The 14,601-nt window shown below is 72.8% G+C and carries 15 protein-coding genes; 10 read left to right on the forward strand and 5 right to left on the reverse strand.

What is annotated here, in order from left to right:
- Positions 1 to 31 precede the first annotated feature (31 nt).
- Genes Aau02nite_RS37195 through Aau02nite_RS37205 form a run of 3 tightly spaced genes read left to right on the forward strand, consistent with a single transcriptional unit; the run spans position 32 to position 2,585 of the window.
- Entirely contained in the window at positions 32 to 898 is an 867-nt protein-coding gene (locus Aau02nite_RS37195) for a DUF4097 family beta strand repeat-containing protein (protein ID WP_212993319.1), read from the forward strand.
- Positions 895 to 1,815 carry an ABC transporter ATP-binding protein gene (locus Aau02nite_RS37200; RefSeq protein WP_212993320.1) on the forward strand — a complete coding sequence of 307 codons (921 nt, stop codon included), beginning with the start codon at positions 895 to 897 and terminating at the stop codon, positions 1,813 to 1,815. Before Aau02nite_RS37195 ends, Aau02nite_RS37200 begins: the two co-directional genes overlap by 4 nt.
- Complete coding sequence (locus tag Aau02nite_RS37205; protein WP_212993321.1) at positions 1,812 to 2,585, forward strand: ABC transporter permease; 774 nt, start codon at positions 1,812 to 1,814, stop codon at positions 2,583 to 2,585. The genes Aau02nite_RS37200 and Aau02nite_RS37205 overlap by 4 nt, the downstream gene beginning before the upstream one ends.
- Before the next feature lie 59 nt (positions 2,586 to 2,644).
- On the opposite strand, the gene Aau02nite_RS37210 is transcribed toward Aau02nite_RS37205, so the two are convergent.
- The 3 genes from Aau02nite_RS37210 to Aau02nite_RS37220 form a co-directional block, all read right to left on the reverse strand.
- Positions 2,645 to 4,846, reverse strand: coding sequence for an RICIN domain-containing protein (locus tag Aau02nite_RS37210; RefSeq protein WP_212993322.1), 2,202 nt, complete (start codon positions 4,844 to 4,846; stop codon positions 2,645 to 2,647).
- A gap of 16 nt (positions 4,847 to 4,862) precedes the next feature.
- Entirely contained in the window at positions 4,863 to 6,065 is a 1,203-nt protein-coding gene (locus tag Aau02nite_RS37215; protein WP_246595724.1) for an alginate lyase family protein, read from the reverse strand.
- Between the two features lie 193 nt (positions 6,066 to 6,258).
- A complete protein-coding gene (locus Aau02nite_RS37220; RefSeq protein WP_212993323.1) occupies positions 6,259 to 6,585 on the reverse strand; it encodes a YciI family protein in 327 nt (108 codons plus the stop codon).
- 109 nt (positions 6,586 to 6,694) lie between these two features.
- On the opposite strand from Aau02nite_RS37220, the gene Aau02nite_RS37225 reads away from it, so the two are divergent.
- Both Aau02nite_RS37225 and Aau02nite_RS37230 read left to right on the forward strand, forming a co-directional pair.
- The gene (locus Aau02nite_RS37225; RefSeq protein ID WP_212993324.1) at positions 6,695 to 7,252 is read left to right on the forward strand and encodes a TetR/AcrR family transcriptional regulator; all 558 of its coding nucleotides are present in this window, start codon (positions 6,695 to 6,697) and stop codon (positions 7,250 to 7,252) included.
- Position 7,253: 1 nt separating this feature from the next.
- Positions 7,254 to 7,916, forward strand: a complete 663-nt coding sequence (locus Aau02nite_RS37230) for a lysophospholipid acyltransferase family protein (RefSeq protein WP_212993325.1) — start codon at positions 7,254 to 7,256, stop codon at positions 7,914 to 7,916.
- Between the two features lie 3 nt (positions 7,917 to 7,919).
- On the opposite strand, the gene Aau02nite_RS37235 is transcribed toward Aau02nite_RS37230, so the two are convergent.
- Positions 7,920 to 8,876 (reverse strand): TIGR03885 family FMN-dependent LLM class oxidoreductase, encoded by a 957-nt coding sequence (locus tag Aau02nite_RS37235; RefSeq protein WP_212993326.1) that lies wholly within the window; start codon positions 8,874 to 8,876, stop codon positions 7,920 to 7,922.
- Positions 8,877 to 8,987: 111 nt separating this feature from the next.
- Here Aau02nite_RS37235 and Aau02nite_RS37240 point away from each other — a divergent pair, with 111 nt between their 5' ends.
- From Aau02nite_RS37240 to Aau02nite_RS37255, 4 genes are all read left to right on the forward strand, one after another.
- On the forward strand, positions 8,988 to 9,905 hold the full coding sequence (locus Aau02nite_RS37240; RefSeq protein ID WP_212993327.1) for a nucleoside hydrolase: 918 nt from the start codon (positions 8,988 to 8,990) through the stop codon (positions 9,903 to 9,905).
- A gap of 33 nt (positions 9,906 to 9,938) precedes the next feature.
- Entirely contained in the window at positions 9,939 to 10,379 is a 441-nt protein-coding gene (locus tag Aau02nite_RS37245) for an SRPBCC family protein (protein ID WP_212993328.1), read from the forward strand.
- Between the two features lie 66 nt (positions 10,380 to 10,445).
- Entirely contained in the window at positions 10,446 to 11,087 is a 642-nt protein-coding gene (locus Aau02nite_RS37250) for a cysteine hydrolase family protein (RefSeq protein ID WP_212993329.1), read from the forward strand.
- A gap of 39 nt (positions 11,088 to 11,126) precedes the next feature.
- Entirely contained in the window at positions 11,127 to 12,401 is a 1,275-nt protein-coding gene (locus Aau02nite_RS37255) for a zinc-dependent alcohol dehydrogenase (protein WP_212993330.1), read from the forward strand.
- Here the strand turns inward: Aau02nite_RS37255 and Aau02nite_RS37260 are convergent.
- Positions 12,343 to 13,458 carry a M20 family metallopeptidase gene (locus Aau02nite_RS37260; protein ID WP_212993331.1) on the reverse strand — a complete coding sequence of 372 codons (1,116 nt, stop codon included), beginning with the start codon at positions 13,456 to 13,458 and terminating at the stop codon, positions 12,343 to 12,345. The two genes, Aau02nite_RS37255 and Aau02nite_RS37260, sit on opposite strands and share 59 nt — an antisense overlap.
- A 182-nt stretch (positions 13,459 to 13,640) precedes the next feature.
- Here Aau02nite_RS37260 and Aau02nite_RS37265 point away from each other — a divergent pair, with 182 nt between their 5' ends.
- A complete protein-coding gene (locus tag Aau02nite_RS37265; RefSeq protein ID WP_212993332.1) occupies positions 13,641 to 14,573 on the forward strand; it encodes a GNAT family N-acetyltransferase in 933 nt (310 codons plus the stop codon).
- Positions 14,574 to 14,601: the final 28 nt, after the last annotated feature.

The raw sequence follows: 14,601 nt of genomic DNA on the forward strand, positions 1-14,601 counted from the left end.
CGTGCCCGTCATCCCGCGAAAGGACCAGGACATGCCCACTTTCGACACCCCCGCGCCGATCCGGGCGACCCTCGAGCTGCTCGTCGCCGACGTCCGGATCACCGCCACCGACCGCGTGGACACCGTCGTCGAGGTCCGGCCCAGCGACCCCTCCGCCGCCGCCGACCTGCGCGCCGCCGAGCAGACCCAGGTCCAGTTCGCCGACGGTCAGCTGCTGGTCAAGACCCCGAAGACGCTCAAGACCCTGGGGATCCTGCGCCGGAGCGGATCAGTCGAGGTCGAGATCGCCCTGCCCACCGGTTCACAGGTACGCGCCGACGCGGCCCTCGCCGCGTTCCACTGCACCGGCACGCTCGGCGACACCGCGCTCCGTACCGCCACCGGCGACATCGAGCTACAGCACACCGGGCCGCTGGAGGCCACCACCAGCGCCGGTTCCGTCGTCGCCCGCTCGGTGTCCGGTGCCGCCCGCGCCACGACCGGCAGCGGGACGATCCGGCTCGGCACGGTCACCGGTGCCGTGACGCTGAAGAACTCCAACGGCGACAGCCGGGTCGACTCCGTCGGCGGTGACCTGCACGCCAAAGCGGCCAACGGCGACGTCGCGGCCGGGCACGTGCGGGGCTCGGTGGACGCCACGACCGCCAACGGCAGCATCCGGATCGGCGCCGTGCACCGCGGCACCGTCGAGGTCCGCACCTCGATGGGCGAGCTGGAGGTCGGCGTCGCCGCCGGTACGGCCGCCTACCTCGACCTGCACACCCAGTTCGGCAAGGTACTCAACCAGCTCGACGGCACCGCAGCCCCGGAGCCCGGCGAGGACAACGTGCAGGTGCGTGCCCGCACCTCCTTCGGCGACATCATCGTGCGCCGCGGCGACACCGAGGAGCTCCGATGATCACCGTGACCGGCCTGCGCAAGGCGTACGGCGACCACACCGTCCTCGACGGCATCGACCTGCACGTCCCGGCGGGCTCGATCTTCGCTCTGCTGGGCCCGAACGGCGCCGGCAAGACCACCACCGTCCAGATCCTCTCCACGCTGATCGACGCCGACGCCGGCGAGATCCGGGTGGCCGGCCACGACCCGGCGACCGAGCCGGACGCGGTCCGGGCGGCGATCGGGGTCACCGGTCAGTTCGCCGCCGTCGACGGGCTGCTCACCGGCCGGGAGAACCTCATCCTCATGGCCGATCTGCACCACCTGGGCCGGGCCCGGGGCCGGCGCCGGGCGGACGAGCTGCTGGAGCAGTTCGACCTGACCGACGCGGCCGGCAAGCAGGCGTCGGCGTACTCGGGGGGCATGCGGCGGCGGCTGGACATCGCGATGGGCCTGGTCGGCGAGCCGCGGCTGGTGTTCCTCGACGAACCGACCGCCGGGCTCGACCCGCGCAGCCGGCAGGCGATGTGGCAGACCGTCCGGCGGCTGGTGGCCGACGGCGTGACGATCTTCCTGACCACCCAGTACCTGGAGGAGGCGGACCAGCTCGCCGACCGGATCGCGGTGCTCGACGGCGGGCGGCTGGTCGCCGAGGGCACGGCCGACGAGCTCAAGCGGCTGGTCCCGGGCGGGCACATCACCCTGCGCTTCGCCGACGGACCGGCGCTGCGGGCGGCCGCGGTGGCCCTCGACGCCGCCGACGTCGACTCCGCCCAGCTCACCATCCAGGTGCCCGGCGACGGCAGTGTGCGCACGCTGCGCGCCCTGCTGACCACCCTGGACGAGGCCCACGCCGAGGTGGAGAGCCTGACCGTGCACACACCCGACCTCGACGACGTCTTCCTGGCCCTGACCGCGAAGGAGCCCGTGCGATGACCTCCCTGAGCCTCGCCGTCCGCGACTCGAACACCATGCTGCGGCGCAATCTGCGGCACATGCAGCGCTATCCGGCGATGATCTTCTACCTGGCCGGGATGCCGGTGATCTTCCTGCTGCTGTTCGTCTTCGTCTTCGGCGGCACGCTCGGCGCCGGCCTGGGCGGGGGCCGCACCGAATACCTGGCGTACGTGGTGCCGGGCATCCTGCTGATGGCCGTCGGCGGGGCGGCGGCCGGCACCGCGGTCTCGGTCGCCACCGACATGACCGAGGGCATTGTGGCCCGGTTCCGCACCATGGCGATCGCCCGGGTGTCGGTCCTGACCGGGCACGTGATCGGCAGCATGATCCAGACCCTGGTCAGCCTGGCCATCGTGCTGGCCGTGGCCCTCGCGATCGGTTTCCGGCCCACCGCCGGACCGGCGGAGTGGCTGGGCGTGCTCGGGGTGCTGACGATGACCTCGTTCGCCATCACCTGGCTGGCCACGGCGCTGGGACTGGTGGCCAAGACCGTGGAGGAGGCGAGCAACACGCCGCTGCTGCTGACCCTGCTCCCCTTCATCGGCAGCGGCTTCGTCCCGACCGATTCGATGCCGGCCGGGCTGCGGCAGTTCGCCGAGTACCAGCCCTTCACCCCGATCATGGAGACGATCCGGGCCCTGCTGACCGGCGGCCCGGTCGGCGACTCGATCTGGTGGGCGACCGCCTGGTGCGCCGCCATCGCCCTGGCCGGCTACCTCTGGGCGCGTAAGCGCTACAACGCCCGCTGAGCGGACGCGGACGGCCCGCCGGAGGACCGGCGGGCCGTCGTGACGTGCGGTGCCTCAGATCAGGGGCCGCTGACCAGGTTGGTCACCTGGTGACCGCTGTTGACGGCGGCGCCCGTGTTGTTGATGACGTGCGAGATCGTGCCGGTGCCACCCAGCGAGACCGTCACCATGTTGTGGAACTTGATGCCCGGCTTCACCGGCACCTCGAAGGCGCGGGCGTTGACCACGCTGGGGTTGACGTTGAAGAACGCGTATGAACCCAGGCCCCACGCCTCGTGGTTGTTCACCGAGTCGGCCACCTTGTACGCCGCCCAGCCCTGGGTCGAGCCGTTCATGTAGGCGGCCTGGTTCGGCGGGTCGTAGGGCATCTCGTTCTGGTAGAAGTACGTGCGCCCGTTCTCGCCGTTCCAGATGGTCTGGTACTGCTGGTAGTGCTCGACGAACAGGCCGTAGAAGGTCACGTTGTCGCCGTTGACGGTCAGGCCGTTGGCGGCCGGGTTGACGGTCCAGCCGTGGGTGCCGTTGTCGCTGTGGTCGGCGCGCCAGATCCAGGCGTGGTCACCGATCACGTTGTCGCTGTTGATCCGCAGGCTGACCGAGGCCTTACCGGCGATTGCGCCACCGATGCGGAAGAACACGTCGGACAGCACGGTCGGGTTGGCCGCATGGTTGGCCGACGAGCCGGCCGGGCCGACCTCCATCAGCACCGACGAGTTGGTGGTACCGGCGTCGAAGAGCACGCCGGCGACCCGTACGCCGTCGACGTCGGCGACGGTCATCGCGGTGATGCCGTTCTGCGGGACGAAGGTGGCCAGGCCCAGGCCGAGCACGACCGTGTCGGGCCGGGTCACCGCGAGGGTCTGGTTCAGGTTGTAGACACCGGGGGTGACGAGCAGGTTCCTGCCCGCGGCGAGGGCCGCGTTGATGTTCGCCGCCGTCTCACCGGGCTTGACGATGAAGAACGTGCCGATCGGCAGCGACCGGCCGGCCGGGTTGCCGTTGGCCCACGTGGTGCCGGCCGAGTTGCTGCGCAGGGCAGGGACGAACACCTGGTACGCACCCGCGGAGTCGACGTAGAGGTACGGCTTCTCGGCCACCACCGGCGTCTGGCCGACGGTCGTGTACGGCGGCGTCGGGAAGCTGTTCGCCGGGGCACCCTGGGCGCCGACGAAGACCTGGTTCCAGTTGGAGCCGCTCCAGCTGCCCATCTGCGAGTTGCGGGTGATCCACTGCTGCTGCGAGCCGGACTGGATCTGCCCGTCGATCTTGGTGTCGGCCATGAAGCCGCCGGACGACCAGCCGCCGTCGGAGAGCGCCAGATTGCCGCGGACGTGCATCCGCCGGTACGGCGCCGCCTGCGACACGGCCCAGCGGTCGAGGCCGCCGTTCGGGGTCACCGACAGGCCCTCGGCCGCGCGCCAGAAGTTCTGGGTGGCGTTCTGCGAGCCGTCCGGCCACCAGTCCGCCTCGGTGTGCACGGCACCGTTGATGTTCACCGCGTCCGGGCTCAGCCCGAGCCCGGCGACCTGGGTGAAGAAGCCGACGTTGGCGTCCACGTTGTACGACCCGGGCTTGAACAGCAGCGCGTAGCGGGCGTTGCCGAACTGGTTGCGGACCTGCTGGTTGAAGACGGTGTTCAGGCGGTTCTGGACGGTCGCCTGCGACATCGACGGGTCGAAGATCGTCACGTTCGGGCCCAGGTCGGGGTTGCCGGTGCCGGGCGGGACCGTCGGCGGGGTCACCGGCGGGGTGGTCGGGGGCGTCGAGGCACCGTTGACCGTCCACTTCTGGTTGGCGCCGCCGCCGCAGGTCCACAGCTGCAGTTTCGCGCCGTCGGCGAGGTTGTTGTCCTTGATGTCGAGGCACTTGCCGGCCTTGACGTTGACCAGGTCCCGACCGGCCGTGTAGGTCCACTGCTGGCTGGTCAGCCCGGCGAAGCAGTCCCACATGTGCACGGCCGCGCCGTCGGTGGTGGCACCGCCGGCCACGTCCAGGCACTTACCGAGGCCCTTGAGCGACTTGTCGTCGCCGTAGGTCCAGGTCTGGTTGGGACCGCTCGCGCAGGCCCACATCTGCGGCAGGTTGCCGTTGGTGGTGGAGCCGTTGGTGACGTCCAGGCACTTGCCGTTGGCGCTGCTCACCACGGAACCGGTGGTGGCCGCCAGGGCGTTGGTGACGCCGACGACGCCGAGCACGCCGACGACCAGGGCGGTGACGGAGACGGCCAGGACACGCCGTCGCTTGCGGGGGATGGGGGTCATCGATTTCCTTCGGGGATCAGGCGGGGTTGCCGGCGTGGGTGAGCGTCTCCCACGCCACGAACAGGTTGTTGCTGCCCTGCGGGCGCCGGGCCTCGGTGTAGGTGCCGGTGTTGGCCATCGCGACGCCGAGCCGGTGGTGCAGGGCGTTGTAGGCGACCTCGCTGATCGGGCCGAGACCCCGGGTCACCGAGCCACCGCAGATCGACGCCGGCACCGCGGCGCCGTTCTCGATCCGGGTGTGCAGGCCGAGTGCGTGCCGCAGCCGGTCCTGCAGCTCGGGGTAGAGATCGCCGCCCTGGATGCGGGTGGTCTCGGCGACGTGCGCGATCGCGGAGATGCCGTAGCCGGTGTGCACGAAGTCGCGGCAGGTCTCCTGGGAGAGGCCGTCGACGAAGGTGCTCTGGCCCTGCCAGTAGCCGATCAGCTCGGCGCGGGTGTCGATGCCACCGGCCGGCGGGTACTTCGGCTGGGCGCCGTCGGCGGTGACGTAGAGGTAGGAGGCGGCGCGCAGCTTGAAGCGGGCGACGGCCCGGTCGTAGCTCGCCCGGTCGTCGAGGTGGACGGCGATGCCGACGGCCGCCTCCATCATCGACAGTTCCCAGTTGCCGTTGCTGGCGCTGCCGGCCAGCACCACGGGCAGGTAGACGGTGCGCAGCATGGTGGCGAACCGGGCCTGGCCGGGCCAGTTCCCGTACGCGTGCTGGATGATCTCCGCCGCCCGCGGCCAGACCGACCCGGCCCAGGCGGTCTGCAGCGGGCCGTTGCTGCCGGTGTGCGTCCGCAGCGTGGCCGACCAGGCGTCCATCAGCTCGATGGCCTTGGTCGCGTACGCCGTGTTCCCGCTGATGTACCAGGTCAGCGCGGCGGTGTACGCGGCGATCGCGTCCTCGCGCTCGTCGGTGCAGCCGTTGTTCGGGTTGGAGTACGAGCCGCACTCGACGGTCGCGCGGGGCTTCGGCGTACGCGTCAGGGAGGCGTACCGGCTCGCGGCCATCTGGTTGTAGGCGCTGGCCCAGGGCTGGGCCCGGGCCGCGACCTCGGCCTTGACGAAGTCGAGCTGGGCCCGGCTGAGCAGCACGCCGGGGTGGGAGAAGGCGGCGGCCGTGGCGCGGACGGGGGCCGCGTCCGCGTTCGCCACGAAGCGGACGCCGGTGGTGGCCACGAGGGCGACGAGCACGGTGCCGGCGGCGAGCAGCAGCCGGCGCGGGGAGTGAGGCACTGCGGACTCCGGATGGGGAACGGGGAACCGGAAGGTGACTTAACAGTTCCGCACTCAACCGTGACGAACGGGACGCGGTCAAGGAGACATCGACGGACTTAAGGATGACGAAAGGTTCGGAGGACGGAGAGCGCTTTCCCTTGCCAGCCACCATGCTCCGGCCTCCGGAACCGGTTACGGCGAGAAAGCGCTCTCACGGGGTCAGCAGCTGCCGGACGTCGATGCGCTGGCGCAGCGGCACACCGCCCGGTCCCGGCGCGGCGGAGACCCGGGCCGCGATCTGCAGCGCACGCTCCTCGGACTCCACGTCCACCACGCGGTAGCCGGCCAGTTCCGGCAGGACACCCCGCTCCCCCGCCACCTGATGCGCCCGGCCGCCGAGTCCTTGCGCCTCGACCAGCTCACCGGCCGCGGCCAGCTCGGCGTCCAGGTCCCGCTGGTAGTCGAAATGGCGGCGCACGTCGGCCGGCGCCCAGGTGCCCATCGCAGTGTGGTGCTGGATCAGCAGAAACTTCGTCATACCAGCGGGTCGGGGCGGGCCGGCCGTTCTCGACATGCCACCCGGCTCGCGGGCGACGCACCGCGGCGCGGTGATAGACACTGTCTACGTGACCTGGTAGACAGTGTCTATGCCCGATGACCTGCGGACGCACCTCGTCGCCACCGGCGTCGAGCTGGTCACCGCCGAGGGCACCGAAGCGCTGACCCTGCGCGAGATCGCCCGCCGCGCCGGGGTCTCCCACGGCGCCCCCCGCCGCTACTTCCCGACCCACCGCGAGTTGCTGGCCGCCGTGGCCCGGGTCGGCTACGACCGGCTGTCCGAGCGGGTCGCCGCCCTCGGCGAGCAGAGCGACCCGCGGGCCGGGCTGCTCGCGCTCGGCCGGCTCTACCTGGACTTCGCGCGCACCGACCGCGGCATGTTCGAGTTGATGTTCCGCCACGAGCTGCTGCGCGGTAACCAGGAAGGGCTGCGGGAGGCCAGCAAACCGCTGTTCGCCGTCCTGGTCGGACTGGTCGACCGGGCCCGCCCCGGCCGCGACGACGCAGCCGTAGCCGCCGGGGCCTTGTGGGCCAACCTGCACGGCATCGCGCAGCTGTGGTCCTGGGGCAGCCTGCAGATGGCGGTGCAGACCGAGGACGCCGACGCGCTGCTGCGCACGGTGATCGACGCCTACGGGGAGACCTGACATGCTGCCGCAGCTCACCCGCGCTCTGCTCGTCCCGGTGGCCCGGCTGGCCTTCCGGACGGTGGTCGAGGGCCGCGAGCACGTCCCCCGCGAAGGCCCGGTGATCCTGGCCGCCAACCACCTGTCGTTCCTGGACAGCTTCCTGATCCCGCTGGTGTCGCCGCGGCGGGTGGCGTTCCTGGCCAAGGCGGAGTACTTCACCCGCCCCGGCGTGCTGGGCCGGCTGACGGGTTCCACGCTGCTGGGCCTGGGCGCGGTGGCCGTGCCGCGCGGCGAGCACCGGGCGGCGCAGGCCGCCCTGGAGACAGCGCTGGGCGTGCTGCGTGAGGGCCGCGCGTTCGGCATCCACCCCGAGGGCAGCCGCTCCCGCGACGGCCGGCTCTACCGCGGGCGAACGGGCGTGGCATGGCTCGCGATGGCCTCGGGGGCGCCGGTCGTACCGGTGGCCGTGCTCGGCACCGACCGCGTCCAGCCCGTCGGCGCCCGGTTCCCGCGGCCCGGCCGGGTCACGGTGCGCTTCGGCGCGCCGCTGCGCTTCGAGACCCCGGCGGGCAGCGCGGCCCGGGCCCGGCGGGCGGCGACCGACGCCATCATGGCCGAGATCGGGAAACTGTCCGGCCAGGAGTACGCCGGCTGCTACAACGAGCTGTCCGCCGGGCAGTGAGGCTCAGCGCAGGGCCGGCAGCACCTTCGCGCCGAAGGTCTCCACGAACGGCAGCAGATCCTGGCCCACGTGGTGCAGGTAGATCCGGTCGAAGCCGAGCGCCGCGTACCCGCGCAGCCACTCGATGTGGCGTTCCAGGTCGGCCGAGATGTTGACGACCTCGCGGACCTGATCGACGGTCACGTTCTTGGAGACGACGTCGAAGTGGTCGACCGTCTCCAGGTCCCAGCAGACCGGCGGCGGGAAGATGTTGCTGCGCCACTGGTCGTGGGCGATCTTCTCGGCCTCCGCCTCGGTCGGCGCCCAGCTCAGGTGGACCTGCAGGCTGATCGGCCCGCGGCCGCCCGCGTCCCGGTACGCCGCGATCATCTTGCGCAGCTGCTCCTCGGGCGCGTTCACGGTGACCAGGCCGTCGGCCCAGCCGGCACACCAGGCGGCCGTCTTCGTACTGACCGCCGCGCCGATCAGTGCCGGGGTCGTCTCCGGCCGGGTCCACAGCCGGGCCCGGTCGACCTTGACCAGGCCGTCGCGGGTGACCTCCTCGCCGGCGAGCATGTCGCGGATGACGCCGACGCACTCGAGCAGCCGGGCCTCGCGCACCTCCTTGCGCGGCCAGGGCTCGCCGGTGATGTGCTCGTTGCTGTACTCCCCGCTGCCCAGGGCCGCCCAGAACCGGCCCGGGTACATGGCACCGAGGGTGCCGATGGCCTGGGCGATGATCGCCGGGTGGTAGCGCTGGCCGGGCGCGTTGACCACGCCGAAGGGCAGATTCGTGGCCTGCAGCGCGGCGCCGAGCCAGGACCAGGCGAACGCCGACTGGCCCTGCCGGGCGCTCCACGGCGAGAAGTGGTCGGAACACATCGCGGCGTCGAAACCGGCGCGTTCGGCGGCGACCACGGCGGCGAGGAGCTCGGCGGGCGGGATCTGCTCGTGCGAGGCATGGATGCCGTAGTCCGTCATGCCGCAGGTCGTACCCAGCCCGGCCCGGGGACAACCACCACTGACCCGGACGGCTTAGCCTGAGGCCATGAACCGTGGGTTGTCCGGCCGCGTTCCGCCCGAAACTGCGGCATGACCGCCACGCCGATCTACCTCGACTGCGACACCGGCGTCGACGACGCTCTGGCTCTCGCCCTGCTGCTCGCCCGGCGCGGATCCGTCCTGGCCGGCGTCGGCACGGTCAGCGGCAACACGACCGCCGGCCAGGCCGCCCGCAACACCCTGGAGCTGCTCGCCCTGGCCGGCCACGACGACATCCCGGTGGCCGTCGGGGCCCACCACCCGCTGGCCGGTGACTTCCGCGGCGGCGCGGACCGGGTGCACGGTGGCAACGGCATCGGCGGGATCGAGCTGCCCGCCGCGACCCGGGCCCCGCAGCCCGAGGTTGCCACCGAGCTGCTGCTCGCACTGGCCCGGCGGCACGCCGGTGAGCTGCGGATCGTGGCGACCGGACCGCTGACCAACCTGGCATTGGCGCTGCGCCGCGACCCGGACCTGCCCGGGCTGATCCGCGACGTCACCGTCATGGGCGGGGCGGTCCGGGTGCCGGGCAACGTGACCGGGCGCGCCGAGGCCAACGTCGCCGGCGACCCCGCGGCGGCGGCCGCCGTGTTCGCCGCGGCCTGGCCGGTGACGGTGGTGCCGCTGGACGTCACCATGCGGCACCGCTTCGCCGAGTCCGACCGGGCCGCGCTGGCGGCGGGCCCGCCGCTCACGGCGGCGCTGGCCGCGATGCTGACCGGCTACTTCGACTACTACGAGCCGGTGCTGGGCGAGCGACGGGTGCCGCTGCACGATCCGCTGGCCGCCGGAATCGCCGTCGGCCTCCTGCAACCGGCGGACGCGCCGCTGGTCGGGCTGCACGTCGAGCCGGACGGACACCTCGTCGAGGACCACACCGCGGCGCGCAGGACCCGGGTGGTCCTCACCCTGACCGCGGACGCCGCACCCGTCATTCTCCGGACCGTCCTCGCGGCGTCCGCGGGCTGAGCTCCGGCCGGCGGGCGTGCGATCATCGCCCGCGTGCCGACCACCGAGTTCCGTCATCGCTTCGCTGTGCCGGCCCCGCCCGAGCGGATCTACGCCCACCTCGCCGAGCCGGAGAGCTACGTCGGCCTGTCCCCGCTGGTCGTCGCCGTCCGCGACGTCCGCCGGGCCGGCGACACCGTCTCGTACGTCGCCGTGGAGCGGTTCGCCGCCGGGCCGGTCAAGTACGACAACCTCATCGCCGTGACCATGTCTTTCCCCCGGCCCGGCCGCCGGGTGGTCAGCGACGTGGTCAGCCCCGGCCGGGTACGCCTGACCGCCACCGTCGACCTGGTTCCCGACGGCGACCGGACACAGGTCACCGAGACCGTCCGGGTCACGTTCCCGGCGCTGCTGCGGCCGCTCGTGCTCGGCCAGGCCCGCAAGGTGCAGCGGGCCCGGGCGGCCGAGCTGACCCGGCGGATGTCCACCGGCTGAGGGCACCGCGGGGGTGAGGACCGCCGATATGCTGCGGGCGTCGTCCCACCGCACCGGAGGGTCCGCATGACCGATCCGCACGTGGCCCCGCACTGGGAGTCGTCCGCGCTGGTCACCATCGACATGCAGCGCGACTTCCTGTCCGGGCGGCCGTACGGGCTGGCCGGCACCACCGAGATCATCCCGTCGCTGCGCTCGCTGATCGACGCCTTCCGGGCCGCGCGCCGGCCGATCGTCCACATCGTCCGCCTCTACCAGGGTGACGACGTCGACCGGGTCCGGCGCACGCTCATCGACGGCGGCGGCGAGCTCGTGCGCCCCGGCACCGACGGCCGGTTGCTCGCGCCCGGGCTGCTGCCCGGCGAAGGGCCCGACCTGGACGACAAACTGCTGCTGGACGGGCGGGCGCAGGTGCTCGGCCGCGACGAGTACGCCCTGTTCAAGCCGCGCTGGGGCGCGTTCTACCGCACCCCGCTCGACGAGCTGCTGCGCGGGCACGGCATCGACACCGTGGTCTTCGCCGGCTGCAACCTGCCCAACTGCCCGCGGGCCAGCATGTTCGGGGCCGTCGAGCGGGACTACCGGGTCGTGCTGGCCACCGACGCCATCTCCCAGGCCAGTGAGCAGGGCTTCCGGGAGGTCGCCGGGATCGGCGTCGTGCTCGTGCCCACCGCGGAGATCGTCGCCCGGGTCACCACGCCCGGTTGAGACCGGGCGCGGCCGGTGCAACGGCCGGAAGGGAGCACCATGCGAGCCGTTCTGGCCGACTTGTCGATCCCCCGGTATCTGGCCACCGCGGCCGCCCGGGCGCTGCCCCGGGGTCTCGGCGGTGACGCCGGCCGGGGCGTGGCCGGTCTGCTCGGCCTGCGTGAGGACGTCCCCGTGCCGGTGCTGCCCCGCGCTCCCGGCTGGGTGTTGCTGCGGCCGGAGCTGTCCGGCATCTGCGGCAGCGACACGGCGGTCGCCCAGGCCAAGTCGTCGCTGGTGCTCAGCGCCTATTACACCGCGCGGCGGCAGATCCTCGGGCACGAGATCGTCGCCGTGGTGGCGTCGGCCGGGCCGGGTGTCACGTCGGTGTCCGCGGGTGACCGGGTGGTCGTCGACCCGGTCCTGTCCTGCGCGCACCGGGGTTTCGACCTGTGCCGGTCGTGCCGGGAGGGCTTCCCGTACGTCTGCGAGCGCTTCGACGAGCCCGGCGTGTCCGGTTGCCGGTCCCCCACCCAGGGCTTCGACGCGGCGCTGGGCGGGGGCTGGGGTGAGTACGTCGCCGCCCACGAGAGCCAGCTGCACCGGGTCGGGGCGCTGCCGTCGTACCGTGCGGTCCTCGCCGAGCCCGCTGCCGTCGCCCTGCACGCGGCGCTGCACTGGCAGCGCCGTGGTGACCGCGCCGTGGTCATCGGCCCGGGGACCATCGGGCTGCTCGTGACGGCTGCCCTGCGCCGGCTGCACCCGGATCTGGACCTCACCGTCGTGGGCCCGGGTGAGTTCAGCCGGGCCGCGGCCGTGCGCACGGGAGCGAGCCGCGCGCTGGAGCCGGGACCGCAGGTGGTGGAGTCGCTCGCCCGCGTGCACGGCGGCCGGGTCGTCCGGCCGCGCCTGACCCGGACGCCGATCCTGGAGCAGGGCGTGGACGTGGTCTTCGACTGCGTGGGCCGCAGCGAGTCGATCGACCTCGGCCTGCACCTGCTGCGGCCGACCGGCATGCTGGTGCTGGTGGGCGGAGCCGGCCGGCAGCGGGTCGACTGGTCGCTGGTCTGGAACCGCCAGCTCACCGTGCAGGGCACCGTCAACTCGGGTCCGGAGCCCGCGCTCGCCGGGCGCACGACGATGGCCGAGGTGCTGGAGTGGCTCGCCGATCCGGCGTACCCGGTGGATGCGCTGGTGACGCACACGTTCGCGCTGGACGACTGGCGGCTCGCGCTGCGGACCGCGTCGGCCGCGGCCCGGGCCTACGCCGTCAAGGTCACCCTGCGGCCGAACCCGGGTGTCCCGCTGGTGCCGGGTCCCGGGCCAGCCCGGTGAGGAACGTGGTCAGCGCCTCCCGGTACGGGCCGACGGTGCGCAGGTCGGCGTACTCGTCCGGGCCGTGCTGCCCGTCGCCGCCCGGGCCGAAGATCACCGCGTCGATGCCGCGGGCGGAGTAGAACCGGCCGTCGGCGGCCCCGTGCTTGCGCAGCAGCTCTCCGCTGTAACCGGCCGAGCGCGCGGCCGCGCGCAGCAGCGTGACCTCGTGGCTGTGCGGATCCGCGTGGTGCGGCGCGCCGAGGCTGTCCACCGTGACCGGCACGCCGCTGACCGAGCGCAGCAGGGCAGCGATCTCCTCGCGGCTCCGGCCCGCGAAGGCGGTGTCCTGCGGCGGGAAGCGGATGTCGAGCCAGGCGGTGGCCTCGGCCGGCACCTGGTTGACGGCGCGGTTGGTGGTCTCGATCCGGGCCACGTTGACCGTCGTGCGCCACTGCTCGCCCGGCGGCACCGGCCATCGGCGCAGCACGGCGTCGACCGCACCGGTCAGCGTGAGCAGAGCGTTGTCGCCGAGCCACGGGTAGGCGGCGTGGGCGGCAGTGCCGGTGGCGTGCAGGCGTACCTGGAGGATGCCCTTGGAATCGGTGACCACGCGCAGGCCGCTCTGCTCGCCGATGAGCACGAAGCCGGCGGTGACGCCGGCGGTGAGCTGGTGCGCGGTGCCGTCGAAGCCGCCGACCTCCTCGTCGGTGACCAGCTGCAGACCCAACGGGTACGGCAGCGACGGCGCCAGCGAGCGGAAGACCTCGGCCAGTACGAGCGCCGCCACCTTCATGTCCTGCGCGCCGCGGCCGTAGAGCCGGTCGCCGTCACGCCGGGCCGCATAGCTGTCGGCGGGCACCACGTCGAGATGGGCGTTCAGCAGCACCCGGAAGTCGGGACGCGGGCCGGGCAGGTGCACCAGGGCGCTCGGCTTGCCCCGCGAGGTGAAGCGTTCCACCGTGAAGCCGGGCCCGACGACATCGAGCACGAGCTCCAGCGCGCGGTGCAGCTCCCCGGGACGGTCCGCGGTGGAGGGCACGGCGATCAGCTCGGCGGCGCGGGCCGGCAGGTCCATACCCCGACCCTATCGAGTAAATCGGTTGCGGCCGGGCCGGGCGGCGGATAGAACTGGCGGCCGGACCGACGAAGGAAGGAGGACCGGGCCATGTATGCCACGCACACCGCGCTCATGTCCTCCCGGGGCCACCAGCCGAGCTGATCCCGGTGGGACAGGGCCCCTCCGCCACGGAGACTGCCTTGACTCTGCACCACCACGACCTGACCCTGCGCCCGATCACCGGGCCTGATGAGCTGGACCTGTTCACCACCTTCCCGTACATCCTCAACGGCGAGCTCGCCAAGGACCTGGAAGCCGGCCGCCGCCACCCGCGGTGGCTGTGGCTGGCCCTGCGCGGCGAGCGCCTCGTCGCCCGGGCCGCCTGGTGGTCCCGCCCCGGCGCCGAGCACCCGTTCCTGATGGACATCCTCGACCTCGACGGCGACCCCGACGACGCCGTGGAACTCGTCCGGACAGCACTGTCCACCTTGGTCGCTCCGGACGGCGATCCGCCCGACTACCTGCGTTACGTCCCGGGCGACTGGCGCGAACAGCCCGAGATCCGCCGCGGCGTCGAGCAGCGGATGGGCGTGCTGGAACGCCTCGGCGCCGAGCTCTTCGTCGAGCGGCTGCGCCTGGAGTGGCAGCCCGGTACGCCGGTGCCGGAGCCGGCCGGCCGCCTCACGTTCCGCCCGGTCCGCGGGGCCGAGGAGCTCATCGGACTGATGACCCGGGTGCTGGAGGGCACCCTGGACGCGCACAGCCGCGACGACCTGAGCCGGATGAGCCCCCGGCAGGCCGCCGAGGAGCAGTACCGCGACGAGCTGGCGGGGTACGCCAGCCCGCACGAGTGGTGGCGGGTGGCGACGCTGCCGGACGGGGAGCCGGTCGGCTTCGTCGTCCCGGCACACAACGGCTACAACCCGATCATCGCCTACATCGGGGTGGTGCCGGAGCACCGCGGCCACGGCTACATCGACGAGGTGCTGGCGGCGGGCACGCGGCTGCTGGCGGATGAGGGCGTACCCCGGATCCGGGCCTCCACCGACGTGGGCAACCAGCCGATGGCCCGGGCCTTCGCCCGGGCCGGCTACGTCACCGTCGAACACCAGCTCGACATGACCTGGCGCTGATCGGGGGCGCGCCGGGCCCGTCCGGGCC

Origin of the sequence: Actinoplanes auranticolor (assembly GCF_018332655.1) — a bacterium.
In the GTDB taxonomy this organism is placed as follows: Bacteria; Actinomycetota; Actinomycetes; order Mycobacteriales; family Micromonosporaceae; genus Actinoplanes; species Actinoplanes auranticolor.